A 25,229-nucleotide genomic window follows, 5' to 3' on the forward strand; every position below is an offset into this window, starting at 1 on the left:
CCGTTATGCAAAGAGATATGACCATAAAAGATTTCTTGCAATTAATGAGGAAACGGGCCCTTTTAGTGAGTATGACAGCCATGTTGGCGGTCATCATTACGGCTGTTGCCAACTTGTATATTATGAAACCGATGTATGAAGCCAGCGAATATTTATTGATAGGCAATTTGCAACATACCAATATGGAAGCCTCCTATGAAGAAACACAAAAAATTCCACAGATGCTGGCTTCTTCAGTAGATTTTATCAAAAGTCCGATTGTTTTGGATGCTGTAGAAGAAAAGCTTGATTTAAAAGCAAGCTCCTTGAAGGAGAAGTTATTCATTGAAAATAATAAAGATTCCCAGATCATTACGATCACGATTAAAGCCCAAGACCAAAAGCTGGCCAAAAAAATTGCCAAGACAACAGCTATGATTTCAATTGAAAAAATGAATGCGCTTCTTAAATTTAATCAAGTGAAAATCCTGGAAAAACATAATGGAATCAATGAAAAGAACAATATGGGGGCGGTCCTGGTTATTGCTCTTATGGCGGGGATCGGATTCGGCATAGCCCTCGCTGTCATTTGTGAGCAGCTGGATGATTCCATCAAAAGGGAGCATGTGGCGGAAGAATTGCTTGGAGCAGCCGTTTTAGGAACGTTTAATCGCAAAGCGGAGCTTCTCCCTAACCGGCAGGAGCAGCGTTTCCAACGAGGGCGTACCGAAGAAAGGAGGGAGCCTCATGCGGATGAAAAACAAGTGGATAAAGCAACTTCGCTCTCCTGAAAGGTGGGGCCATACAGAGCAAATCCGAATGATTCGAACGAATATTTATCACATGATGGACGATCGGCACCCCATTGTGCTGATTACCTCTCCAAAGGAAAATAAATGGCAGCCATTCTTTTCTGCCAAACTGGCCAGCTCCTTTGCCGAAGCTGGAAAAAAGGTTCTGCTTGTTGACATGGACTTCCGCCAGCCGATGCTCCATCAGCTGCTTCGCCTTCATCTTCCGGCAGGCCTCAGCAATATGCTGACGGGCGAAGAGGGAACGGTTTATAAAGGGTTTATCGAAAATCTTTATATACTGCCCGCTGGTTCGCTTTCTGTCTGTCTTGAAGATATGGAGGAGATGGAACAATGGCTGCTGGAATGGCAGGATCGCTACGATCTCATTCTTTTACACGCCCCTTCCTTCTTAGAAACGGCCGATGCGCAAATTCTTGCTGCTGCTTGCAGGAACATTATTCTGATGATTCAGGAAAATAAGACAACGAAACAAGATCTTTTGGATGTAAAGAAAACACTTGAAAGGATAAACAGCACGATTGTGGGAGCTGTTTATCAAACGAGTTAGCGCTGTGCGGGTGATTGCAGGTGAGTAGTCAAAGGAAGAATTCCATTAGCAAAAATGCCTTTCATTTATTTTACAGCACGGTTTTTTCGAGCGGGCTAAATGCCATCACACTGGTGATTTTAGCCAATTACCTTGATTCCCGCAGCTATGGCCTGTTCAGTGTCGCGTTAGCTTATGCGCTGATTATGGGGTATCTTACCGATGCCGGCATCAATGTCGTTGTGCTTCGTGAAGGGGCAAAAGCAGGGGCTCATCTGCCGGCTATTATGTCTTCCTTTGTGAAAGTAAGACTTGTGTTATTAATCATTACCTTTATCGGCGGCTTTTGCCTTGTTCAATGGCTTTATGAGGGCCAGCCGGAGTTAATGGAAACGATCTATTATTTAATGTTTCCCATGGTGACAGGGCTGGCTTTACAAAGCATCAGCATCACTTATTTTCAGTTAATTGAAGAGATGCACTATCTGGGGATCATTCGCATTTGTTCAGCCGTCTTTCTAATTGCGGCGGTGTTCATTGGCCTGCTTTTTTCTCTGTCTCCTCTGTTTATTTGCCTGCTTTATGGCAGTGCCTACTTGCTTGCCGGGGGGATCGGCTTCTATTTAGCGGCAAAGCGGACGGCTATCCGGCTGCGCAGTTCCTTTCATAAAGGGCTGCTGAAGAATCTTCTCTCTTTTACGGTTAGCGGTTTGCTAATAGTTGTCCTTCCTCAACTCGGGCCGATCGTACTGGAAAAAACGCTGACATTCAAACAGGTGGGGTTTTTTGCGGTGGCTTACCGTATCCCTTCAGCTTTGTATCAAGTGCCGGGGGTGCTCGCAGGCGCTTTTTACCCGGCGTTGTTCAAAAGCTATCACAACCACGGGCTTGCAGGGCATTTGCGGTTGAATATTCTGCAGCTGAAGCTGATGGCATTAGCCGGAATGGCGATGACCGTTCCTCTGTATTATCTCCCTGACATGATCATTCGTTCGCTCTTTGGTTCAGAATGGCTATTCGCTTCCGGTGCTTTGCAAATATTATCTTTTCTGCTGGTGCTGCAAAGCGTAAATGTCGCGTTAGCTGATGGGTTGACCACAAAAGATTTACAGTCCCGCCGAACGGCTGTTCAAGCGCTTGCGCTTATTGGAGGAATCGGTTTTTATATTGGCTTTAGCCGCCAGTACGGAGTAGAGGGAGCTGCTTTTGCAGGAATTGCTGTGGAGATCGTATCGCTTGCGGGTCTTTGGCTGTTCAACCCGTCCAGAAAGACGCTGGCTGTTAAGGGGTTGCTTCCTTATCTCGTTTGCTTTTTTTTCTTATTCGCTGTTCTGGCTCATTTCTTCTCCGGCTCGCCGATAGTGGCTGCCAGCCTTCACCTGCTGTGTCTGTTGATCATGGCAGCAGTTGATCCAGACGTCATCGGCCGGCTAATGAATCGGACCAAACAGCCAGCAGTCCGGGAGGGAAAAGATGAAACTTTCTACTGAACTGACGCACAGGGAGCATGGCCGCACCTTATTTTTTCTGCTGTGCTTCTTCCTATTAAGTAAATATCACCTGTCCATCGGCTTTGCGCTAAAACCTTATATGATTTTTTTATGTGTGTTTTTGCTGTTCCATCTTTCTGCTTTTTCTTTTCAAAAAATGTATGCCTTTGAACTGGTCCTGCTTTGCTTTTATGCATTTTACGGATTTACCGGGGCTTTCTCGCTGTATCCCCTGGCCAGCCTGCGTCTAATGTTAGGAATCATCTTATTGGTGGGCTGTTATTTGATTGTAAAGTTTATTTTGAGCACCTGCTCCATCCAGGCGATACAAGCGGCGATTGCGAGAGCAGGGTTATTGTTCAATGCAGTGAGTCTCCTGCTGTATATCGTCGGCTTGAAGAGCGTTGGGTTTCATGGAGAAGAAATGGCTGCCAGCTACGGCGTGCTGTTAGACAGGGGGTATCCGCGGCTAATCGGTTTATTGGAAGATCCGAATTTATATGTCTTTTACAATACGCTCTTTTTTGCTTACTTTTTAACGCACATGAAAAGCTGGAGCCATAAAGCTGGCTTTGCCCTGTGTCTGTTAACGACGATCTTAACTTTTTCAAGAGGCGGCATACTGGCTATGCTTCTTATGATCTTGCTCTATATGGCAATCAGCCATTCCGTGAAAAGCTGGCGGCTACTGCTCGCGATGGGAGTTACTTTGTCAGCAATCAGCTATCTGGCTGCAGCGGCCATGAAGATCCCTATTGGGAAGCTGCTTGAGAGCAGAATGGAGGATTTTTCAAGTGATGGCGGGAGCGGACGCTTTGAGCTGTGGGGGCGTGCGTGGGAGTATTTTCTTGATCATCCAGTGATGGGCATAGGCGCAGATAACTTTATCGAATATAACACGGCTTATTATGGAAAAAGCTTATACACCCATAATACGCTGCTGCAAATTTTATCAGAATCCGGCTTTCTGGGCTTCTCCTTATATGCCGCGTTCCTTTTGCTGGTTTTCAAGCAGCTCTTGAGCCGGTGCCTGGCCAAGAAGCATCTTTATTTGCTTTTAACGTTTATGGCTTTCTTGCTGCAGATGCTGTCTTTATCGCTCATCATTAATGAATTGTTTCTCCTCTATTTAGCGATCGTATCGGTTATCTTGCAGAAAGAAAAAACGAGCCGGCTTTCCGGCAAAGAAAAGCTGGCGAACCATCCATTAGTCACCAAAGGGGTGCCTGCACAATGAATATATTATTAATGACGGATAAACTGACGACAGGCGGAGCCGAGCATTATTTTTGCAAATTAGAAAATGAATTAAATCATCCTGAGCTTGTTTTTTACACAGCAGCCAGCGGCGGGGAGCTTTATAAAAATATTTATCACAAGAACCGGTTTATGCCGATGTCCCGCAGGAATCATGCGGCTAACCTTTCGATGATCAAACGGAAGGTGATGGAACATGATATTGACGTGATTCATGCAAACAGCTTAAGAATGGTGTTGTATGCTGCCTGGGTCCAGAAATTGATCCGTAAGCAACTGAAAATTATTTATACGAAGCATAATGTGACGATGATGGAAAAAAAGCTGCGCCCGGCTTTTGTGCGGCTGTTAAACAGCTCTGTCATGAAGGTAATCACAGTGAGCGGCTATGAAGAAAAAAATCTCATCCGGCTCGGTGTTCACCCTGATAAAGTAACCACCATTTACAACGGCGTTGATTTAAAACAATTTGCCTATCGCCAAAAGGAAAGCGAGGGCGTCTGCAAGGTCGGTATTCTAGCGAGGTTGTCTCCGGAGAAGAATCACGAATTATTTCTGGAGATTGCTAAGCAGTTAAAAGCCGAGAGCGGCCTCCGGTTTTATATCGGCGGAGACGGACCGCAATATCAAAAAATTCGCCAGCAGATTGAAGCGCTGCAGCTTACTCATTGTGTTGAAATGATAGGGGCGGTAGCCGCTCCTGAACGTTTTATTCAAGAGATGGATATTCTTCTTCTGACCTCTCACCGGGAAGTATTTCCAATGGTCATTCTGGAGGCGATGGCTGTTGGCACCCCTGTTATTTCAATAGATACCGGCGGAATTAAAGAGGCCATTATCAGCGATGAGGTTGGCTGCTTGATACCGGACTATTCAGCTGAACGTTTTTGCCGGCAAATTTTGGCCTGGAAGGAAAATGAACGATGGAGACATAAAGTGGCAGATTGTGCCTATGATCGGGTGACCAAAAGCTTTTCTTTAGAAAAGATGGTCCATCTCACTATGAATGAATACTTGGACACACATTAGCGGGAGATTTATTGCGCGTTTGTTCTTTATTAAGAACAAACAGTGAGGAGAGGATGGAAAATGAGTAGGAATAGCGAGCAACGTGCGGGTCAATTATTCCTTTTCTTAGTAGATATGGTTTGCATTCATCTAGGGTATGTAACAGCTTATTGGCTGCTGAATGGAGAGAGCCTTCCCTCCCATGCCACTTACATAGAGTTAGGGGTTTCAGCGGCAGTGTGCGTCGTTTTGTATCTATTCGGCTTGTACACCAGCTGGCAAAGAAGGAGTTTTCAGCAGCTAGCCGGTACGATCGTTGTTTCACTTGGGGCAGCCGCTGTTTTTATAAGTGCCACGGTTAGTTTTTTCTCTGTCACGTTTTTTTCATTGCCGCTCATTATCGTCGCCTTTATCGGCCACATGATTTTACTGCTCTCCAGCCGCTTTGTGATGTGGCAAGGGCTGAGGCTCCTTTATGGCAGGAAAAAGGTATTGATTATTGCAGAAGATGAATCGAGCAGCTTGGCTTTGGCAGATAAGCTTCTTTCCTGCTCTGGCAGGTGGTTTGCCATTGGCGGATGGCTGCCTTGGAAAGATGAGCGCCAGCTAAAGGAGGGTTTGCAGGCAACGGACGCTGTACTTATTAGTCCATCCATCAATGAACAGCAAAAAAGGGAGATTGTTCGCTTATGCATAAAGCTTGAAAAAGAGATGCTGGTCGTGCCTCAGTTGTTTGAAATAACTATTGGCCGATCCGTCCATCAGCAAGTGGATGATACGTTGGTGCTGTCGATTCCTCCTTTTAAAATGAGCCGATGCCAGCGCGCAGTGAAAAGATTGTTTGATTTAGTCGCATCCCTCGTGATTGCCGTTGCGGCCAGCCCTTTTATTATTGGTCTTATGGTGTTTATACCGCTCACTTCCAAAGGGCCTGCTCTCTTTAAACAAGAGCGGATCGGGAGAGAGGGGAAGCCGTATCAAATTTATAAGTTCCGAAGCATGGTGCAGCATGCTGAACAGCAGACAGGACCGGTCATGGCCACAGAGTTTGATCCGCGCATCACTTTTCTTGGCCGCTGGATCCGGGCCACACGCTTAGATGAATTGCCGCAATTGTACAACGTTATAAAAGGGGACATGAGCTTGGTCGGGCCAAGGCCTGAAAGGAAATTTTTTATTGATCAGTTTCAGCAGCAGTTGCCTGACTATTCTTATCGGATGGCTGTCAAGCCGGGAGTAACAGGTCTTGCACAAGTCATGGCAAAGTATTCAACGAGTGCAGAGGATAAATGGCGATTTGATTTGATGTACATTCGCCATTACTCATTTACAGCGGATATAAAAATTTTGCTGCAAACCGTCCTGGTCATGCTTCAAAGAAAACAGGCGAACGGAATACAAAAGAACAATCATCAAAAAGAACAACAGCTATTGCAGCTGCTGAGACAAGATGAGGCTGCCGGCCAATAAGGGGGATTTGCATGGATATTCTATTCATCACTCACAGAAGACCGAAAATTCCAGGAAAAGGGGATCAAGTGAGAGCTTTTCAGCAAATGGTCAGCTTGTTGAAAAGGGGACACCGTGTTCACTGTTTGTTCCAAGAAAAGAATGAAGCTTATTGCTATTCGCTTTCGTCTGCAAAGGGAGACATGGAAGAGCAATATCGGTTGAAAGGAAACGTTGGCTATTTGCCGCTCCTGAAAAGTTTTTTCTTAAAGGGCTACCCGTTAAGTGTATCTTTGCATTCTTTTCCGGCTTTAACATCCTTGCTGCAGCAGCTTCTCAGCTGCACTGATTACGATGTGATCCATATTCAGTCAAAGCTGGTTCATAACTTTACAACGGTTCAACCGCCGCGTTCAATGGTCGTCATTGATTATATTGATGCGATCAGCCTTCACCTGGAAAGGCGATACAAGCGGGTGAAAAACCCGATTGAAAAGCTTGCCGTTAAGGGAGAGCTCGTCAGAATGAAAAAGTATGAGACTTTTTTGAAAAACCAAGAGGCCAAGGCGATTATTACATCCCCTGCTGATAAAGAGTTTCTTCATTTCGGAAGAGCCAGCCAAGCGGATGTCGTGCCAAATTATATTGATTTGTCTTATTTCCATTTGAATCGGCTGATAAAAAGCAAAAAGACAGCGCTGGTGTTCACTGGCACTATGAGCTATGCACCTAATGTGGATGCCGCTGTAAGGCTGGTGAAAGATATTTACCAGCCTCTAAAAAAGAAGTTGCCGGATTTAGAATGCTGGATCGTTGGGACGAATCCGTCATCAGCTGTAAAGAGGCTTAGCAACATAAGCGGCGTGACGGTGACTGGATTTGTAGAAGACATTAGAGAGTGGCAATGGAGAGCTGCGGTTTATGTTTGCCCGCTGCGGTTTGGAGCTGGCCAGCAAAATAAAATACTGGAAGCTGCGGCGCTCGGCTGCCCGATTGTGATGAGCCGCATAACCAATCTGGGCATCGGCTTTGCCGATCAAGAAGAAGCGATGATCTGTGAACAGGACCAGGAGTTTATCGCACAAACTGAAAAGCTGTTAGCAGATCAGCATTTAAGAGAAGCTTTGGGCGGAGGGGCGAGACAGTTTGTGGCGGCGCGCTTTTCAGAAGAAAAAGTAGCCAATCAGCTAATAGCTGCCTACGCAGATAGCGTTTATCAGTTGAAAAATAAAGAAGTGGAGGCCTGCAAATAATGGAGCTTATCTTATTATCCGGCGGATCGGGAAAACGTCTCTGGCCCTTATCCAATGATGCCAGATCCAAACAGTTCTTAAAAGTGCTAGCTAATGAGCATGGGGAGATGGAGTCTATGCTTCAGCGGGTATGGAAGCAGCTTGACCGTGCTGGCTTGCAGCAGTCAACAACCATCGCTGCAAGCACAGCTCAAGTAGACATGATTCAAAGCCAAATTGGCTGGCCTGCGCCCCTGATTATCGAGCCTGAGAGAAGAGATACTTTTGCAGCGATTGCTCTTGCGGCGGTTTATTTATACTGCATCAAAGGAGTCGGCTTGCAGGAGGTGATCGGCATCCTTCCAGTCGATCCCTTTGTGGAAGACCGTTTTTTCCAAAGAGTCAGAGACCTGGAAGGCGCATTGATTGCTTCACAGGCGGAATTAGCGTTGATCGGCATAGAGCCGACCATCCCGTCGTCTAAATACGGGTACATCGTTCCAGCTGCTGAAAACAGCCAACAGGATTATCTAACGGCCGGCCGCTTTAAAGAAAAGCCATCCGAATCGGAGGCTGCTTGTTTAATAAAGGAAGGCGCTCTATGGAATGCAGGTGTGTTTGCCTTTAAGCTGGAGTACATCCTGTCCTTGCTTGAAAGCAGAGGACTGCCCATTCATTATGAGGAACTGCAGAAGCACTATTCCCGCCTGCCAAGCCATTCTTTTGATTATGAAGTGGTAGAAAAAGCGGAAAAGATCGTGGCGATTCCATACAGCGGAAGCTGGAAAGACCTCGGCACGTGGAACACATTGACAGAAGAAATGGGAGCAGCACAAATTGGAGACGGTCTCGTCAGCAGCGATTCCAGCAATACTCACCTCGTGAATGAATTGGGCATTCCAGTGACTGTGATCGGAGCGAACGATTTGATTATAGCAGCAAGTCCGGACGGTATTCTTGTCGCAGACAAAAAAGCAAGCCCGCGAATAAAAACGATGATGGAAGGGATCGAGCGGCGGCCGATGTATGAAGAGCGGCGCTGGGGCTGGTATCGAGTGCTCGATTATACAAAATTGGGAGATGGAACGGAAGTGCTGACGAAACGGATTGGCATAAAAGCCACAAAAAATTTGAGCTACCAAACACATGGATGCCGCAGCGAAGCTTGGACAATTATTAAGGGAGAAGGCGAGTTTGCTTTGAACGGCTGTATATACTCCGTCAAAGCAGGAGATATTCTTCATATTCCGACAGGGGCAGAACACGGAATTAAAGCCGTATCTGAGTTAGAAATAATCGAAGTGCAGTCCGGCACAAAACTTGTAGAAGAAGATATTCACCGCATCTACACAAATTGGAATGATGTGGTTCAAGCCTGCAATAAAGTTGTGAGCTAATGCAAAGCAGGAAGCCAAAGTGCTATATAAGCGGACTGCTTCTCGCTTTGTTCATCGGCGCTTTTATTTCATATATGGCCTTTCAAACAAAAGGTTTTTCCGAGCGGCCGGCCGAGCTGTCACAAACAGGCGAGGTAGCGGTAGAGGATTTTTTAGATGATACTCAAGGAGCAGACAGAGATGATGCCAAGGCCATACAACGGGCGATTGACTTTTGCGCTGCGCATAAGAAAGAAAAAGTAACGCTGCAGGCGAGCAAAACATACAGGGTTCAATCTGGTTTTACAGTAAAAGAAGGAGTCAAACTTGAATTTGGGCAACAGGCTGTTTTAGCCGTTAGAGGGAATGCCCAGGTGATGAAGGTAGAAAAAGATGCGGCCGTTATAAACGGAACGATTCAAATTACGGACCCTTCGTTTCAATCCGAGGTGATCGCTTTAGAGGGAACCGACCGCTTCGACGCAGCAAATAAAACCCGTCTGGAGAATATGACCATTATAAATAAGAGCGGAAGCCACAAAGGGATCGGTCTCTCTCTTTATGCAAAAGGGCCGTGGCACAATATCAGCTTTGTCAACTTTACTAATATCACGGTTATCGGCTTTGAAACAGGCATTCAATTAAAGGCGGAAGATCCCGGCGGAGGGACTTACAGCTGGGTCAACGCCAACCGTTTTGACAATGTTGCTCTGGAGGACTGTGTGCTCGGTATTCGTTTAATCGGTTCTATCAGCATTCCTAATGAATGTTCGGGGAATTTCTTTACAGGGCTGCAAATACAGCTGACGGAGAATACGAAGCGGCTGCTGGAGGCAGATGGCTCATATAACCGGTTTGAAGGCATGGCATGGGACCAGCAAAGAGTTCAGCATCAGCAGCCGCTGATCGTTTTTACATCACAAACAGAGAAAAATAAAGCAGAGATCAACATCGACTCCCAATATATTCACGATAAGGGAACACGCAATGAATACTAAGAGGACCAGTCCCGCAAAAATAAGGAACCTGGCTCATACAAAGCAGCTTTTGCTGAGGTATAAATGTAAATTTATCAAGAAGAAAAGAGGAGGATAGGCGGGGATCAGTCCATTCAGAGACATTAAATTATGGAAGCCCTCCTGTTTATGGCTGATACAAACATGAAGCTGGAACAGGCATACGTCCAAAGCGGCAGCCGAATGCCAAGTTATTCCCTGGACTTCTGCCATTTATGAAATTCAAGAAATTCTTTAAATTGTTCTGGGGTAACGCCGGATTCCATGGCTTCTTTGGCGAGCTCAAGCCATTCGGTGTCCAGCTTTTCCGTCTGGGCATTTTCTTCGCCAATTAATTGTTGAACACTGACGCCTAATACAGCAGATATTTTATTAAGAAATTGAATGGAGGGATTTAATTGCAGCTGCCGTTCAACTGAAGAAATATATGATTTGGCTACTCCTGCGCGATTAGCCAGCTCAGTCAACGATAATCCCTTCTTTATTCTCATTTCACGAATGCGCTCTCCTATCGACATCATGACCACCCTTAGAACAGACTCAATTTAACGTTTTTATTTTAACATGGAGGCTGCAAAAATACAAAGCGTTGGCGCCAAAGGAAGCCGGATCAAGAAATCGCAAGCAAGATCAGTCAGTGAATCATTATTCGTTAAGGAGGAAGAGTATGCGCTGGAGAAACAAGGCTGATAGGTGGTTAGCCTTTGAGGAGTTGGAGGACACCTTAAAGGAACAGCTGCGGGCCATTGAAAAAGACGAACAGCTGCTGGAGGATCATTTTTACAAAGATCTTCAATTTGGAACGGGCGGCATGCGCGGAGAGATGGGGCCAGGCACCAATCGCATAAATATTTATACGGTTCGAAGAGCGGCGCAAGGGCTGGCTCGATATATGGAGGATCAGGGAAGAAAAGCAATGAAACGCGGGGTAGTGATTGCTTTCGATTCTCGTCACCTGTCTTCACAGTTTGCCTTGGAGGCGGCAAAAACGCTGGGGAAGTGCGGCATTCAAGTTTATCTCTTTGATGAGCTGTGCCCAACCCCTGTGCTGTCCTTTGCTGTAAGGCATTTGCATGCGTATGCTGGGGTGATGATCACTGCCAGCCACAATCCTCCCGAATATAATGGGTTGAAACTATACGGAGAAGACGGCGGCCAGCTTCCTCCGCTAGCAGCTGGTATTCTCACGGAATATATTCAGAGAAGCGGCAATGAATTGCTGATTGAAACGGAGGAGGCGCAGCAGCTGTTGAAGCAGGGACGGCTCATTTATATAGGAGAAGAAATCAATCAAGCTTACATTCATGTGTTAAAGACGATTCAGCTTCAGCAGCAGAACAATAAAGACTTGGCGATTGTTTTCACTCCCTTGCATGGTACAGGAAATAAGCTGATTCAGAGAGGATTAACAGCCTTTGGGTTTGAAAAGGTAACTGTCGTCAAAGAGCAGGAAGCCGCTGATCCGGACTTTTCCACTGTCCAGTCGCCTAACCCTGAAGAGCATGAGGCGTTTAAGCTGGCCATCCGTTATGGAGGAAAAGCAGGCGCAGATTTGTTAATAGCAACGGACCCGGATGCGGATCGGCTTGGATTAGCCGTTCGCAATCATCAAAATGAGTACGTGGTGCTCACCGGCAATCAGACAGGCGCCTTAATGTTGCATTACTTGCTTGAAAAAAAGAAGCAGCAAGGCACGTTGTCCAGTAATGGCGTTCTCATTAAAACGATTGTGACGTCTGAGCTGGGCCGGGCGATAGCTGATCATTATGGCGTCACGACGATCGATACGCTGACGGGCTTTAAGTTCATTGGGGAGAGGATTAAGCAGCTAGAGCAAGCGGGCAAGCAAACATTCTTATTTGGATATGAAGAGAGCTACGGGTATTTAGCCGATGCGTTTGTTCGTGATAAAGATGCCATACAATCAGCCTTGCTGGCAGCGGAAATGGCTGCTTATTATAAGAAGCAGGGACAATCCTTATATGATCAATTGCTCGTCCTTTTTGAGACATACGGATTTTATCAAGAATCCACCTATTCCTTATCCATAAAGGGTCGGGACGGGGAAGAAAGCATGCTGGCGCTGTTCAATACGCTCCGCTCTGCTCCGCCTAAATGGCTTAACGAGGTGCAGGTAACAGAAATGGAAGACTATGCGTCAGGGCAGCGGCTCTATTTATCTACAGGAGATAGAACGCCTATCCATTTGCCAAAAGCGAATGTGCTGAAATTCAAATTAGCGGACGGCTCATGGGTATGCATCCGTCCTTCCGGTACAGAGCCGAAAGTGAAATTTTATTTTGCAGTAAAGGAAGCAACGTGGAGCACCAGCCAAAAAAAACTGGCTCGTTTAGAAAAAAAAGTCCTGGAAATGGTCGGTGAAAGGAACATACTGTCAGCGCTAAAGCAAATAGAACATGCCTAAAGCGGCTTATATAGTGGGTGAATGTCCGTTCCATTATCCACGAGCAAACTAAAAAAGGCTGCAGACAAACTCCTATTTTCATTGAGTTTGTCTGCAGTTTGGACCACGCGTTCGCACGCGTGGTTTTTATTTGGCTCGCAGATTTGTGTATAGGGATTGAAATAAATGGTATTTCTTTAGCGTGTGAGGCAGCGATTGCGGGCCAGTGTCTGTACGGGATCGGGCAGCCTGGAAAGGAGGTTCGCCATTTAGATAAAAGGATTGACGGTCCCCAGATAGGCTCTATAATTAAGATGGAGATTGGAACAGTTTGACAAACGTTCATGTATTGTATGTTATGGTTAGCTTAACAACAATTTCGTGGCATCGTACATATATAGATTGAGGTGACTGTGAGTGGATTACAAACGAATTAGGCCGCGCAAAATATATGAAGAAGTAGCTGAGGCCATTTTGAGCATGATTAAATCCGGCCAGTTAAAGCCTGGGGATAAGCTGGACTCCGTTCAGCAGATTGCCGAGAGCTTTCAAGTGGGCCGTTCAGCAGTTCGGGAAGCGTTAAGTGCATTAAGAGCTATGGGGCTAATCGAAATGCATCAGGGGGAGGGGACATACGTCCGCGCCTTCGATTCTAAGATGCTGTCTTTGCCCGTGCATACAGCGCTCTTAATGAAAAAAGAGGATGTAAAAAACCTTCTGGAAGTCCGCCGCATATTGGAAATGGGGGCCGTTGAAGCTGCAGCTTCAAGATGGACGGACGATCAGCTGGACGAAATCAAGGAAGCGTTAGACCAGATGAAAGGCGCCAATGACGAGGAACTGGGCGAAGAGGCAGATTTTCTCTTTCATATGGCGATCGCTAAAGCGTCTCAAAACGACTTGCTAATCAGTTTGATGAACAATGTGTCCGAAATGATGGTCACTACAATGAGAGAAACGCGCCGGCTGTGGCTTTATTCTAAGAAATCCACGCTCGAGCGTCTGACTCAGGAGCACTCCAGCATTTACGAAGCTATAGCGAATAGGGATGAAGCGGAAGCGCGGCGTTTGATGCTGGATCATCTTCAGAGCGTAGAAGAAGTATTAATGAAATATTTTCATGAGATAGAAGCATAAACAGAGGGGAGGTCTAATCGTTTTTGAACGATTAGGCCATTTTTATTAAATATTTAGAAAATAAATATTGTTTTATGAAAGCGTTTTAATTATACTGATTAGTGTAATAAGGTCATCTGATGACCTGCTAATCAGAGTTAATGAGATAAGAGGAATTTTTGTTACAGAGGGGGAAAAGAAATTGAGTATCCGTCTATTGGCTTTAATAGCTACCTTGCCTATCGTTTCTGTATTTTTATTTTTAGTCATATTGAGATGGCCAGCCAAACGAGCCATGCCTGTATCACTCGCGGTTACCATTCTAGTCGCTATGTTTATATGGAAGGTACCTGGAAATCAGGTGGCGGCTGCCAGTTTCAAAGGCATTGTCACAGCCCTTGAAGTGGGAGTCATCGTTTTTGGCGCTCTCCTTTTATTGAATACACTGAAAGAAAGCGGAGCCATTTTTACGATCCGCAAAGGGTTTACTAGTATTTCTCCAGACCGCCGTGTGCAGACGATTATTGTATGCTGGTTATTCGGGTCGTTTCTTGAGGGGGCAGCCGGTTGGGGAGCTCCCGCTACCATCGTCGGACCGCTGCTCGTTGCGCTGGGCTTTCCGGCTATGGGAGCGGTTATGGTCGCTCTCATTTTGCAGTCCACGCCAGTTTCTTATGGAGCCGTAGGAACGCCGATTTTGGTAGGTGTGAATACAGGACTGAAGGATTCGCCCCTTGTTCAAAGCTATGTAGCCGAACAAGGAACGACTATCGAAGCGTATATTAATGGAATTGGGGGACAAGTTGCTCTCATCCATGGAATCATCGGCATCTTTATCCCATTGTTTATGGTGACCATGCTGACCTATTTCTTCGGCAAAAACAAATCGATTGTAGAAGGCTTGGCCATTTGGAAATTTGCCATCTTTGCCGGCTTGGCTTTTACAGTACCGTACGCTCTGGTGGCTAACCTGCTTGGACCGGAATTTCCGTCTTTGCTCGGCGGTTTAATCGGCTTGGCCATTGTTGTTCCCGCTGCGAAAAAAGGATGGTTTATTCCTGAGAAAACATGGGATTTTGCAGAAGCATCGAAGTGGGACCCGGCGTGGACCGGCTCACTTCAGGTGGATCATTCTGAGGAGCCGAAGAAAAACATTTCTTTTATGGCGGCTTGGCTTCCTTACTTGTTAGTCGCTGTTTTGCTGATTGTCACTCGTGTTGCCTATTTGCCGTTTGCCGGCTGGATTCAGTCGCAGGTGATCCGGTTTGAAAATGTCTTCGGCACGTTGATCACTGTTGAATCCAAACCGCTCAATATTCCGGGAGTGATTTTCATCCTTGTTTCGCTGTTATCCATCTTTATTTTTAAGATGAATATGAAAGAGTATGGACGCGCAGTGAAAAATTCTTTCAAAACAGTTGTCAGCGCAATGGCAGCTTTAGTGTTTGCTGTTCCTATGGTGCAAGTGTTTATCAATTCAGGTGTGAATGCGGCAGATTATGCCGGCATGCCCCTTGCCATGGCCGAGGGAATTTCCAATATATTTGGCAGCTCCTGGCCATTGGTGGCACCCACGATCGGAGCTATTGGCGCCTTTGCAGCAGGAAGCAATACCGTCAGCAACATGATGTTTTCTCTTTTCCAATTTGGCGTAGCAGATAATATTCTTGCAAACCCGGCGACCATTGTGGCTTTACAGGCGGTCGGCGGCGCGGCTGGAAATATGATTTGCGTGCATAATGTAGTCGCTGCTTCTTCGTCTGCAGGGCTGATTGGCAAAGAAGGAAATTTGATCAGAAAGACGCTGATCCCGATGACCTTCTACGTTGTTTTTGCCGGAAGCATCGGATATGTCGCCATTTATGGGCTGGGGTTGAATATCGGCACAGTGATACTGGCTGCTATAGCATGCTTCCTTATAGCTGTTATCGCCAAGGGGCAAATGCAAAATAAATTAGATACAAAACAGTTAAAGAAAATAGTTTGACCCGACATCAGCGGGCTCCTGTACAGGAGCTTGCTTTATTTCTTTAAAGTCATCTGATGACCTGTTGACTAGAAGAAAGGAAAGATTTACACTAGAACTAATAATGTCCGAAAGAGTCCAAATGGTTGGTCTATTCTGATTCTTTTCGGGGAAGAGAAGGTGAAGCTTATGAAAGTATCGCTGTTTGTAACCTGTTTAATAGATATTTTCCAAACAGATGTAGGAATGGACACAGTAGAATTGCTTGAAAGACTGGGGTGCGAGGTCGAGTTTCCGGAAAAGCAAACGTGCTGCGGACAGCCGGCATATAATAGCGGATATGTAGATAAAGCAAAGGATTCAATGAAACATATGATTCGCGTGTTTGAGCAGGCGGATTATGTGGTCACGCCTTCAGGTTCATGCGCAACGATGTTGAAAGAATATCCGCACATTTTAAAAGATGAGACTGAGTGGGAGGCGCGCGCTCAAGCGCTCGCCAACAAAACATATGAGCTGACCCAGTTTATTGTAGAGGTTCTGGGAATAGAAGATGTCGGGGCAAAGCTGAAGGGCACAGCGACTTACCATACGTCATGCCATATGACGAGATTGTTGGGTGTAAAGGAAGCGCCGCTGAAATTATTAAGCCATGTAGAGGGGCTGGAAATGAAGCCGCTTCCACATAATTATAATTGCTGCGGGTTTGGCGGAACGTTTTCCGTGAAAATGACTCCGATCTCTGAACAAATGGTAGATGAAAAGGTTCAAAGTGTAGAAGAGGCAGGAGCGGACATTTTAATTGGAGCGGATTGCGGCTGTTTGATGAATATAGGCGGCCGGATTGACCGGAAAGGGAAGCCGATCAAAGTCATGCATATTGCTTCGGTATTAAACAGCAGATAGGAAGGGAGGAACAGTAGATGGCTATGAAGATCGGTGACAAGCCGTTTAAGGAGCGCGTATCGGATGGAATTAATGACGCTTTTATGCGCGGAGCTGTTGCTTCGGCCCAGGGCCGTTTCCGAAGCGGCCGGTTAAATGCCGCTGAAGAGTTGGGGAATTGGGAGGAATGGCGCAAGCTTGGTGAAGAAATCCGTTCTCATACAATTGAGAACCTGGACTACTACCTTGAGCTTTTAAGCGAGAATGTCATCAAGCGCGGCGGCCATGTTTTTTTCGCCAAAACGGCAGAGGAAGCCAATGAATATATTACTAAAGTAGTAAAAGAGAAAAACGGCAAAAAAGTCGTGAAATCAAAGTCTATGGTGACAGAAGAAATCAATATGAATGAGGCGCTTGAGCGGGCGGGATGCGAAGTGATCGAAAGCGACCTGGGAGAATGGATTTTGCAAGTCGATGACCATGATCCTCCATCGCACATTGTGACGCCGGCCCTTCATAAAAATAAAGAGCAAATTCGCGATGTTTTCAAGGAAAAGCTGGGGTACGACAAAACTGAAAAACCGGAGGAATTGGCTTTATTTGCCAGGGAAAAGCTGAGAGAGGAATTTTTGCAGGCCGATATCGGGATTACCGGCTGTAATTTTGCTATCGCCGAGTCCGGAACGATTTCGCTTGTAACGAACGAAGGAAACGCCCGAATGGTAACGACGATTCCGAAAACGCAAATTACAGTGATGGGAATGGAGCGGATTGTGCCGACATGGGAAGAAATGGAGGTTCTTGTCAGTTTGCTTACCCGGGCAGCGGTAGGACAAAAGCTGACCAGTTACATTACCGCATTAACTGGGCCAAGACAAGAAGGGGAGGCAGACGGACCGGAAGAATTTCATCTTGTGATCGTCGATAATGGGCGCTCCAACATACTAGGCACGGCTTTTCAATCCATTCTTCACTGCATTCGCTGCGCCGCGTGTATCAACGTCTGCCCGGTCTATCGCCACGTTGGCGGCCATTCCTACGGATCGATTTATCCAGGACCTGTTGGTGCCGTGCTAACGCCGCTTCTTGGCGGATATGACGAATATAAGGAACTGCCGTACGCTTCGACTTTATGTGCAGCTTGCACCGAAGCATGTCCTGTAAAAATACCTTTGCATGAACATTTGCTTCGCCATCGCCAGGAGATTGTTGAAAAAGAAGGGAAGGCTCCTGTGTTTGAAAACCTCTCGATGAAGGCTTTCAGTTTAGGCACAGCCTCGCCCGCTATGTATAATATCGGATCGAAGCTTGCACCGACAGCACTTGGCTTCTTTTCTGCCGACGATAAAATTTCTAAAGGTCCTGGACCATTAAAGAATTGGACAGATATTCGCGATTTTCCGGCGCCTAAGAAAAACCGGTTTAGAGATCTGTATAAAAAGAGACAGAAAGGGGGAGAAGAATGATGGCAGCGGGCCAAATGCATAATCGTGATTCTTTTTTAAATGATCTGGCAAAAAGCTTCGGGAGAGAGCGGCGCCGCCAAGTGAAAAAGCCGGAATGGACGTATCGCCCTCAGTGGGACGTGCTGAAGGGAGCCTCACAGGATGAGCTGGCAGAGGCATTAAAAAAGCAATGCTCCCTCATTCATACGGATGTGTACGAAACGGCTGCTTCAGAGCTTGGCGGGCTCGTGAAAGATTTAGTGCAGCAGTATGGCGGCCAATCTGTAGTTATGTGGGACGACCCGCGCATGGACGAATTCGGACTGTCCAGCCTTCCGGACGAGTTAACTAAGGAACAGGTGGCTGTGCATATCTGGGACAGCGGGAAAAGGGAAGAAAATCTTTCCTTTTCCTCAACTGCCGATATCGGCATTACTTTCAGTGATGCGGCCTTGGCTGAATCAGGGACGGTTGTTTTATACAACGGCAAAGAAAAAGGCCGCGCTGTTAGTCTGCTTCCGGCTATTTACTTTGCCATTATTCCTAAAAGCGTCATTGTGCCAAGGATGACCCAGGTAGCTAAGCAGCTGCATTTAAAAATAGAGGCAGGCGAGCTTGTTCCTTCCTGTGTTAATTTTATTTCCGGTCCAAGCAACAGTGCCGACATTGAAATGAATTTAATTGTGGGCGTTCATGGACCTGTGAAGGCGGCCTATATTCTCGTGGATGACAAATAAAAAGCTGGTCTAATCAGTCTCTGAAATCAAAGCAGGCGGAGACTCTCACGGAAAGCGTCCGCCGGAACGAACATCCGCCTGCTTTGGAGAAGAGAAAGGGAACGGACCTAAAAGGTATTTTCATCGCCTTTTGGGTCAAACTCCAGCCTTTAAGCAATTATCTGATGACCTGATGAATAGGTGTGTTTTGCAAGTAAGAAAAGGGCGGGATGGGCTCCTTAGTTACATGAGAAGTAAGAAAAGCGAAAGTTTGTCCAGATTTAACAGAAGATTGCGTATAGATAGACTATTTTCGGAGAGCTATGCAACAAAGGATGACAGTCAAAAGAGCTATCATTTAAACTATTGAATCAGCGTGCTGACATGGGGGGAAATCAAGGTGAAAAATAATAAACACACCATTCATAAAGTATTGGTGGCTAACCGCGGGGAAATTGCCATTCGCGTGTTTCGTGCTTGTACAGAGCTTCATATTCGGACAGTAGCGGTTTACTCGAAAGAAGATTCCGGCTCCTATCATCGTTACAAGGCAGATGAGGCCTATTTAATCGGAAAGGGAAAGAAGCCGATCGATGCTTATCTTGATATTGAAGATATTATTCGAGTAGCCAAGCGGGCGGAAGTAGATGCCATTCATCCAGGATATGGTTTTTTATCAGAAAACATTGACTTTGCCAGAAGGTGTGAAGAAGAGGGCATTCTCTTTATTGGCCCGAATTCTCGGCATTTAGATATGTTTGGCGATAAGGTAAAGGCAAGGGAGCAAGCGATGAAGGCGAATATCCCTGTCATTCCCGGTACAAACGGACCGGTATCCAGTCTGGAAGAGGTGGCAGCTTTCGGAAAGCAGCACGGTTTTCCAATTATCATCAAGGCCGCTCTCGGCGGCGGCGGCCGCGGCATGCGGATCGTGAACAGTCTGGGGGAAGTAAGGGAGGCCTATGAACGGGCGAAGTCAGAGGCGAAAGCAGCCTTTGGAAGCGATGAAGTATATGTGGAAAAATTTGTTCAAAATCCTAAGCATATTGAAGTACAGATTCTTGGAGACAGGGAAGGCAACCTTGTTCACTTGTATGAACGGGATTGTTCCGTGCAGCGCCGTCATCAGAAAGTAGTAGAAGTAGCGCCAAGTGTGTCTGTGTCTGAGAGATTAAGAGAGAAGATTTGTGAAGCAGCCGTTCAATTAATGAGAAATGTAGATTATATCAATGCGGGAACAGTTGAATTCCTCGTTTCAGGAGAGGCGTTTTACTTTATTGAGGTCAACCCGCGTGTGCAAGTGGAACATACCATTACTGAGATGGTTACGGGTATTGATATTGTCCAGTCGCAGATTTTAATTGCAGAAGGCCATTCTTTACATAGCGAGAGGATAGGCATTCCTAAGCAGCCGGATATTTCCGTTCACGGCTATGCCATTCAATCGCGCGTGACAACAGAGGACCCGTTAAATGACTTTATGCCGGATACAGGAAAGATTATGGCTTACCGCTCAGGCGGCGGTTTTGGCGTCCGTCTGGATGCGGGAAACAGCTTCCAGGGAGCGGTCATTACCCCTCATTATGATTCTCTTCTCGTAAAGGTATCGACACATGCGATGACGTTTGAGCAGGCGGCTTCTAAAATGCTGCGGAATCTAAGGGAGTTTCGGATTCGGGGAATCAAGACGAACATTCCGTTTTTAGAAAATGTCATGCAGCATGAAAAGTTTCTTACGGGAAATTACGATACCTCATTTATTGACACTACACCGGAGCTATTCCTTTTTCCGGAGCGAAAAGACCGTGGGACGAAAATGCTGAATTATATCGGCAATGTGACGATTAATGGCTTTCCCGGAATCGAAAAAAAGAAAAAGCCGCTTTTTGACCGCCCATTCCTCCCTGAAGCGCAGGCATCAGCAGCCGTTTCTTCAGGAACCAAACAAATTTTAGAAGAACGAGGGGCAGAAGGGGTGGCTGAATGGGTCAAGTCGCGAAAAGAAGTCTTGCTGACGGACACGACTTTCCGTGATGCTCATCAATCCTTGCTTGCCACCCGCGTGCGGACTTATGATTTAACACGCATAGCCAAGCAGACGGCAAGGCTGCTGCCGGAGCTTTTCTCTGTAGAGATGTGGGGAGGAGCGACGTTTGATGTGTCTTATCGTTTCCTGAAAGAAGATCCTTGGAAGCGATTAGCCGCATTAAGAGCGGACATGCCGAATGTGCTGTTTCAAATGCTTCTGCGGGCATCTAATGCTGTCGGATACAAAAACTATCCGGACAACGTTATTTATGAATTTGTGCAGCAGTCTGCCGAAGCCGGCATTGATGTTTTCCGCATATTTGACAGCTTGAACTGGATAAGAGGAATGGAAACAGCGATTGACGCTGTCCGCCAAACGGGAAAAATCGCGGAGGCGGCTATCTGCTATACAGGGGATATCGAGGATCCGTCCCGTGCCAAATACAATATGCACTATTATAAAGACATGGCGAAGGAGCTGCAGAATCAGGGCGCCCATATTCTTTGTATCAAAGATATGGCCGGTCTGCTAAAGCCCCAGGCTGCTTACCGCTTCATTGCCGAACTGAAAGAGACGGTGGATCTTCCGATTCATCTTCATACGCATGATACGAGCGGCAACGGCATTTACACGTATGCCAAAGCAATCGAAGCCGGCGTGGACATTGTGGATGTCGCCGTCAGCTCGATGGCCGGCATGACATCGCAGCCTAGTGCCGATACGCTGTGCTATGCGCTCGCCGGAACAGAGCATGAACCAGCTGTGTCTGTCGATGATTTCCATAAGCTATCAAAATATTGGGAAGGTGTCAGACACTATTACCAGGACTTTGAAAGCGGAATGAATGCGCCGCATCCGGAAGTGTATCAGCATGAAATGCCAGGCGGCCAGTACAGCAACCTGCAGCAGCAGGCCAAAGCGGTAGGACTTGGTGAACGCTGGGAAGAAGTCAAAGAGATGTACAGCCGGGTTAATCTGCTCTTCGGCGACATCGTTAAGGTCACACCCTCCTCTAAAGTCGTCGGCGATATGGCTCTCTTTATGGTCCAAAACGATTTAACAGAAGAAGAAGTATTGGCGAAAGGGGAAAAATTAGACTTTCCTGATTCTGTGATCGAGTTATTTGAAGGCTATTTGGGACAGCCGGCAGGAGGGTTTCCGGAAGAGCTGCAGAAAGTGATTCTCAAAGACAGGCAGCCTATTACTGTCCGTCCTGGTGAATTGCTGGATGACGTCGATTTTCAGGCGCTCCGGGAAGAGCTTTCCGAGGAGCTCGGCCGCCCAGCAGCCGATTGGACCGCTCAAGATGTTATCGCTTATGCGCTGTATCCGAAAGTATTTCTTGATTACGCCAAAACAGTTGACCAATTCGGCGATATCTCAGTGCTTGATACCCCGACGTTCCTGTATGGAATGAGATTGGGCGAGGAGATCGAAATTGAAATTGAAACAGGAAAAACATTAATTGTGAAGCTGTTGTCTATCGGGGAAGTACAGACGGATGGCACACGGACGGTTTACTTTGAACTGAACGGACAGCCGCGTGAAGTGATAATTAAAGATGAAAGCGTAAAGTCGTCAATTGCTTCTAAAATCAAAGCAGATCCAAGAAATGAAACCCATATTGCGGCAAGCATGCCGGGAACGGTTCTGAAGATACTTGCAGAAAAAGGCGAAAAAGTCGCCCAGGGCGATCACTTAATGATTACGGAAGCCATGAAAATGGAGACTACCGTCCAGGCACCGTTTGCCGGCACGGTAAAGAACATCTATGTGAGCAATGGAGAAGCTATTTCAGCGGGCGATTTATTGATTGAATTAGAAAAATAAGGAGCGGTGTTTACTCAAGCCATCAGCTGCCGAATGGACAGCTGATGGCTTGTTTTGATGTTGGAATGGAACAGGAAGGGGGCTGGACTTGGTTAACCTGCCGAATGCTGTTCTTCTTTTTCCTTGGCAGGAAGTAAAATCCGGATCGAGGTTCCTTCGCTTGGAGCGCTTTTTACATTAATTGAGCCCCCGTGCAGCTTAATCAGCTGTTTGGTAATGGCCATGCCAAGACCGGTGCCACTACTTGGATCGGTCGTGTTTGTACCGCGATAGTAACGCTGGAACAATTTATCGAGTGTTTCATGATCCATGCCAATTCCGTCATCGTTAATAGTGATCATCACGAGCTCTTGTTCAATCATTGTTACAGATAGCTGAATGGTGGTGCCTGCCGGATTATACTTAAGGGCATTCATGATGAGATTATCGAGCACGCGCTGGAACCATTTCGGATCAATCGGCGCGAGTAGCTGTTCCGGATACGGTTCAAATTGAAAAATGAACGGCTCATATTCCGCCATATTAATATAGTGGATAACTGTTCTGCGAATAAATTCATTAAGGTCCACCGGCTGTTTGACGATTGGCAAGCTATCATTTCGCAAACGATAGGTTAAGGTCAAATCTTCAATTAACTTCATCATATAGTTTGATTTCTCGCTAATCGTTTGAATGAACGATTTTTTTTCTTCCTCCGTCCAATCATATTGGTCGGACTGCAGCATGTTCGTGTAGCCCGCAATGGAGGAGAGGGGGGTTTTTAAATCATGGGATAATCCGCTCGTCCATTCTTCGCGTGTTTGGGACATCTTCTTCCGCTGGCGTTCGTTGTCATGCAGCGTACGGGTCAGCTCTTCTAGTGTGTCAATCAGTTCCTTATATAAGCGAAACTTTCTTTTTAATTTCCCTTTTCTTGTCAGAAGCAGTGGCCGTTCGTGCAAATCACGCGGCTGCTCATAAATCCCGTTGCCGAGGTTTTCGATCCATTTCATTAACACAACGACTGGAGTGCCAAATTTGTTGGCATACCAAATGCTAACGGCCAGCAGCAAAATGAAAAGAAGCACGAGAATGACTAAAAGGGGACTGCTCAGCTTTTTCTCTATTGAGCTGCCCGCTGATGACTGGACGTGATGCTCAGCTTCCACCGTTACGGTCAAGCCGGATGGCTCATGTTTATACACGGCAACGGAGTACTGTTCGTTTTCGGATAAATCGCTCAATGTTTCAAGCGAAGAACGTTCTGGCAATGATCCGGCCGAATCGAGAACTTTTTTGTTTGCGTCAATCAGCTGTATCCGCGCCTTCTGTTTGTCCAGTGCTTCAAGTGTGGCTGTTGATAAGTCCAATTGCTGATGCGCCCAGTCGATGTCAGCCGCTAAATGCTTCAATAACAGCTGTGCGGCATTGGTTTTCCCGAAGAGCAAGATGACCGGCTGTGTATCCATAGGATGAAGCTCCCATATTTTAAACTGCGACAAGGCAGCGTCTTTTTCCAGAAGAAGAGCGGTGCTTTCCTTCGTTTGTATAGCTGAGGCGAGGGACTCGGGCGCATGATAGGCTGCTAATACCTTTCCTTTCTTTGATAAGGCCAGCAGCCAGCCATTTTGTTCATCCGCCCTTTTTTTTAATTCGGCGTCAAAGGCTGGTTTCCCGTTTTTCTTTATCATATGGCTGCCTAGGTAGAGGGAATCGGCCGCGGTTAAATCGTTTTTGGCTTCATCGTTTGATAGATAGAATCCAATGATCATTAACACGATCAGGCTTGTTAAAACCAGCAGCAAAAACAGCAATATCAGCTGTGTGAAAAATTGAATGATAAAGCGGCGGTGAATGGTCATTAGGCCTCACCAGCCGGTACGAATTTATAGCCAAGCCCTCTCACGGTGACAATCCGCTGCGGCTGGCTCGGATTGTCCTCAATTTTTTCCCGGAGCTTGCGAATATGCACCATTACTGTATTATCTTCGTTCAGGCAAGGCTCTCCCCAAACTTGTTCATATAATTGGCTTTTGCTGAACAGCTGATTTGGATGCTGACAGAAGAAGACGAGCAGCTGGTATACTTGGGCAGGCAGTTCCGTCAACTGCTGGTTAACGGATACCTCACCTGTATTCGTATTGACGGCAAGCGTGCCGAATTGGTAGATCGTTTTTGCCGCCGGCTTGATCGTCTGTCTGCGAAGATGCGCCTTGATGCGGGCCACTACCTCAAGAGGGTTAAACGGCTTGGTAATATAGTCATCTGCCCCGACCGCGAACCCGGACAGCTTATCCAAATCAGACGAGCGGGCTGTTAAAAAGAAAATCGGTGCGTCCGTTCTGGCGCGGATGAACGGGCAAATGTCAAAGCCGCTCTGGTTCGGCAGCATGACATCGAGCAAAATTAAATCATATTCCCTCGATTGACACAGCGACAATGCTTGTTCGGCAGTCGTGGCGGTATCAATCGCCGCAAACCCTTCTTTATTTAAAATCATAGTAAGCATATGTAAAATAGCTTGTTCATCATCCACGATGAGCAGTCGTGCACTTTGCATCGTATTCTCTCCAATTCTTTGTTAGGCGATATAGCTATTTTATCATTGTCATAGGCTGCTATTTGTAAAATTAAGCAAAAATTAAGGTGATATTCCATCAATGGTAAGAAACAGGCAGTATGATAAAACCTAATAAAGGATCACGCAGGAG

General features: G+C 46.4%; 19 protein-coding genes. 16 read left to right on the forward strand and 3 right to left on the reverse strand.

The annotated features are described in order from the left end of the window. Positions 1-5 precede the first annotated feature (5 nt). The 9 genes from BBA02S_RS10620 to BBA02S_RS10660 are packed head-to-tail and all read left to right on the forward strand — an operon-like array spanning position 6 to position 10,130. Complete coding sequence (locus BBA02S_RS10620) at positions 6-770, forward strand: YveK family protein (protein ID WP_041114251.1); 765 nt, start codon at positions 6-8, stop codon at positions 768-770. Then, complete coding sequence (locus BBA02S_RS10625; RefSeq protein WP_041114250.1) at positions 727-1,341, forward strand: CpsD/CapB family tyrosine-protein kinase; 615 nt, start codon at positions 727-729, stop codon at positions 1,339-1,341. Before BBA02S_RS10620 ends, BBA02S_RS10625 begins: the two co-directional genes overlap by 44 nt. Before the next feature lie 20 nt (positions 1,342-1,361). Further along, on the forward strand, positions 1,362-2,810 hold the full coding sequence (locus BBA02S_RS10630) for an oligosaccharide flippase family protein (RefSeq protein ID WP_041098431.1): 1,449 nt from the start codon (positions 1,362-1,364) through the stop codon (positions 2,808-2,810). After that, a complete protein-coding gene (locus tag BBA02S_RS10635) occupies positions 2,794-4,047 on the forward strand; it encodes an O-antigen ligase family protein (protein WP_052477374.1) in 1,254 nt (417 codons plus the stop codon). Before BBA02S_RS10630 ends, BBA02S_RS10635 begins: the two co-directional genes overlap by 17 nt. After that, positions 4,044-5,096 carry a glycosyltransferase family 4 protein gene (locus BBA02S_RS10640; protein WP_041114249.1) on the forward strand — a complete coding sequence of 351 codons (1,053 nt, stop codon included), beginning with the start codon at positions 4,044-4,046 and terminating at the stop codon, positions 5,094-5,096. Before BBA02S_RS10635 ends, BBA02S_RS10640 begins: the two co-directional genes overlap by 4 nt. Before the next feature lie 60 nt (positions 5,097-5,156). Next, positions 5,157-6,545: a sugar transferase gene (locus BBA02S_RS10645; protein ID WP_041114248.1), complete on the forward strand. Its 1,389-nt coding sequence runs from the start codon at positions 5,157-5,159 to the stop codon at positions 6,543-6,545. Positions 6,546-6,556: 11 nt separating this feature from the next. Continuing rightward, positions 6,557-7,777, forward strand: a complete 1,221-nt coding sequence (locus BBA02S_RS10650) for a glycosyltransferase family 4 protein (RefSeq protein ID WP_052477373.1) — start codon at positions 6,557-6,559, stop codon at positions 7,775-7,777. Then, positions 7,777-9,153, forward strand: a complete 1,377-nt coding sequence (locus tag BBA02S_RS10655) for a sugar phosphate nucleotidyltransferase (RefSeq protein WP_041114247.1) — start codon at positions 7,777-7,779, stop codon at positions 9,151-9,153. Before BBA02S_RS10650 ends, BBA02S_RS10655 begins: the two co-directional genes overlap by 1 nt. Continuing rightward, positions 9,153-10,130 (forward strand): hypothetical protein, encoded by a 978-nt coding sequence (locus BBA02S_RS10660; RefSeq protein ID WP_052477372.1) that lies wholly within the window; start codon positions 9,153-9,155, stop codon positions 10,128-10,130. Before BBA02S_RS10655 ends, BBA02S_RS10660 begins: the two co-directional genes overlap by 1 nt. Before the next feature lie 209 nt (positions 10,131-10,339). Here BBA02S_RS10660 and BBA02S_RS10665 read toward each other — a convergent pair whose 3' ends face one another. After that, positions 10,340-10,666: a helix-turn-helix domain-containing protein gene (locus BBA02S_RS10665; RefSeq protein ID WP_041114246.1), complete on the reverse strand. Its 327-nt coding sequence runs from the start codon at positions 10,664-10,666 to the stop codon at positions 10,340-10,342. A 149-nt stretch (positions 10,667-10,815) separates the two neighbouring features. On the opposite strand from BBA02S_RS10665, the gene BBA02S_RS10670 reads away from it, so the two are divergent. The 7 genes from BBA02S_RS10670 (at position 10,816) to pyc (ending at position 22,539) form a co-directional block, all read left to right on the forward strand. Beyond that, entirely contained in the window at positions 10,816-12,573 is a 1,758-nt protein-coding gene (locus BBA02S_RS10670) for a phospho-sugar mutase (RefSeq protein ID WP_041114245.1), read from the forward strand. A 396-nt stretch (positions 12,574-12,969) separates the two neighbouring features. Next, positions 12,970-13,689, forward strand: a complete 720-nt coding sequence (locus tag BBA02S_RS10680; protein ID WP_041098445.1) for a FadR/GntR family transcriptional regulator — start codon at positions 12,970-12,972, stop codon at positions 13,687-13,689. A 181-nt stretch (positions 13,690-13,870) separates the two neighbouring features. After that, complete coding sequence (locus BBA02S_RS10685) at positions 13,871-15,655, forward strand: L-lactate permease (protein ID WP_041114243.1); 1,785 nt, start codon at positions 13,871-13,873, stop codon at positions 15,653-15,655. A 168-nt stretch (positions 15,656-15,823) separates the two neighbouring features. Beyond that, positions 15,824-16,540 (forward strand): (Fe-S)-binding protein, encoded by a 717-nt coding sequence (locus tag BBA02S_RS10690; protein WP_041098449.1) that lies wholly within the window; start codon positions 15,824-15,826, stop codon positions 16,538-16,540. A gap of 17 nt (positions 16,541-16,557) precedes the next feature. Then, positions 16,558-17,985, forward strand: a complete 1,428-nt coding sequence (locus BBA02S_RS10695; protein ID WP_041098451.1) for a LutB/LldF family L-lactate oxidation iron-sulfur protein — start codon at positions 16,558-16,560, stop codon at positions 17,983-17,985. After that, positions 17,985-18,701, forward strand: coding sequence for a LutC/YkgG family protein (locus BBA02S_RS10700; RefSeq protein WP_041114267.1), 717 nt, complete (start codon positions 17,985-17,987; stop codon positions 18,699-18,701). Before BBA02S_RS10695 ends, BBA02S_RS10700 begins: the two co-directional genes overlap by 1 nt. Positions 18,702-19,080: 379 nt before the next feature. Then, complete coding sequence (gene pyc / locus BBA02S_RS10705; protein WP_162301618.1) at positions 19,081-22,539, forward strand: pyruvate carboxylase; 3,459 nt, start codon at positions 19,081-19,083, stop codon at positions 22,537-22,539. Between the two features lie 92 nt (positions 22,540-22,631). Here the strand turns inward: pyc and BBA02S_RS10710 are convergent, their stop codons facing one another. Further along, positions 22,632-24,380 (reverse strand): sensor histidine kinase, encoded by a 1,749-nt coding sequence (locus BBA02S_RS10710; protein WP_041114242.1) that lies wholly within the window; start codon positions 24,378-24,380, stop codon positions 22,632-22,634. Continuing rightward, positions 24,380-25,078, reverse strand: coding sequence for a response regulator transcription factor (locus tag BBA02S_RS10715; RefSeq protein WP_041098455.1), 699 nt, complete (start codon positions 25,076-25,078; stop codon positions 24,380-24,382). The genes BBA02S_RS10710 and BBA02S_RS10715 overlap by 1 nt, the downstream gene beginning before the upstream one ends. Between the last annotated feature and the right edge of the window lie 151 nt (positions 25,079-25,229).

Source organism: Bacillus badius NBRC 15713, assembly GCF_001591605.1.
In the GTDB taxonomy this organism is placed as follows: Bacteria; Bacillota; Bacilli; order Bacillales; family Domibacillaceae; genus Pseudobacillus; species Pseudobacillus badius.

Bases quoted from the DNA above. Each gene is read 5' to 3' on its own strand.
- BBA02S_RS10715 (WP_041098455.1), bottom strand. From the start codon at position 25,078: ATGCAAAGTGCACGACTGCTCATCGTGGATGATGAACAAGCTATTTTA.
- BBA02S_RS10655 (WP_041114247.1), top strand. From the start codon at position 7,777: ATGGAGCTTATCTTATTATCCGGCGGATCGGGAAAACGTCTCTGGCCC.
- BBA02S_RS10690 (WP_041098449.1), top strand. From the start codon at position 15,824: ATGAAAGTATCGCTGTTTGTAACCTGTTTAATAGATATTTTCCAAACA.
- BBA02S_RS10710 (WP_041114242.1), bottom strand. From the start codon at position 24,380: ATGACCATTCACCGCCGCTTTATCATTCAATTTTTCACACAGCTGATA.
- BBA02S_RS10670 (WP_041114245.1), top strand. From the start codon at position 10,816: ATGCGCTGGAGAAACAAGGCTGATAGGTGGTTAGCCTTTGAGGAGTTG.
- BBA02S_RS10625 (WP_041114250.1), top strand. From the start codon at position 727: ATGCGGATGAAAAACAAGTGGATAAAGCAACTTCGCTCTCCTGAAAGG.
- BBA02S_RS10635 (WP_052477374.1), top strand. From the start codon at position 2,794: ATGAAACTTTCTACTGAACTGACGCACAGGGAGCATGGCCGCACCTTA.
- BBA02S_RS10660 (WP_052477372.1), top strand. From the start codon at position 9,153: ATGCAAAGCAGGAAGCCAAAGTGCTATATAAGCGGACTGCTTCTCGCT.
- BBA02S_RS10695 (WP_041098451.1), top strand. From the start codon at position 16,558: ATGGCTATGAAGATCGGTGACAAGCCGTTTAAGGAGCGCGTATCGGAT.
- BBA02S_RS10620 (WP_041114251.1), top strand. From the start codon at position 6: ATGCAAAGAGATATGACCATAAAAGATTTCTTGCAATTAATGAGGAAA.
- BBA02S_RS10640 (WP_041114249.1), top strand. From the start codon at position 4,044: ATGAATATATTATTAATGACGGATAAACTGACGACAGGCGGAGCCGAG.
- BBA02S_RS10650 (WP_052477373.1), top strand. From the start codon at position 6,557: ATGGATATTCTATTCATCACTCACAGAAGACCGAAAATTCCAGGAAAA.
- BBA02S_RS10665 (WP_041114246.1), bottom strand. From the start codon at position 10,666: ATGTCGATAGGAGAGCGCATTCGTGAAATGAGAATAAAGAAGGGATTA.
- BBA02S_RS10645 (WP_041114248.1), top strand. From the start codon at position 5,157: ATGAGTAGGAATAGCGAGCAACGTGCGGGTCAATTATTCCTTTTCTTA.
- BBA02S_RS10700 (WP_041114267.1), top strand. From the start codon at position 17,985: ATGGCAGCGGGCCAAATGCATAATCGTGATTCTTTTTTAAATGATCTG.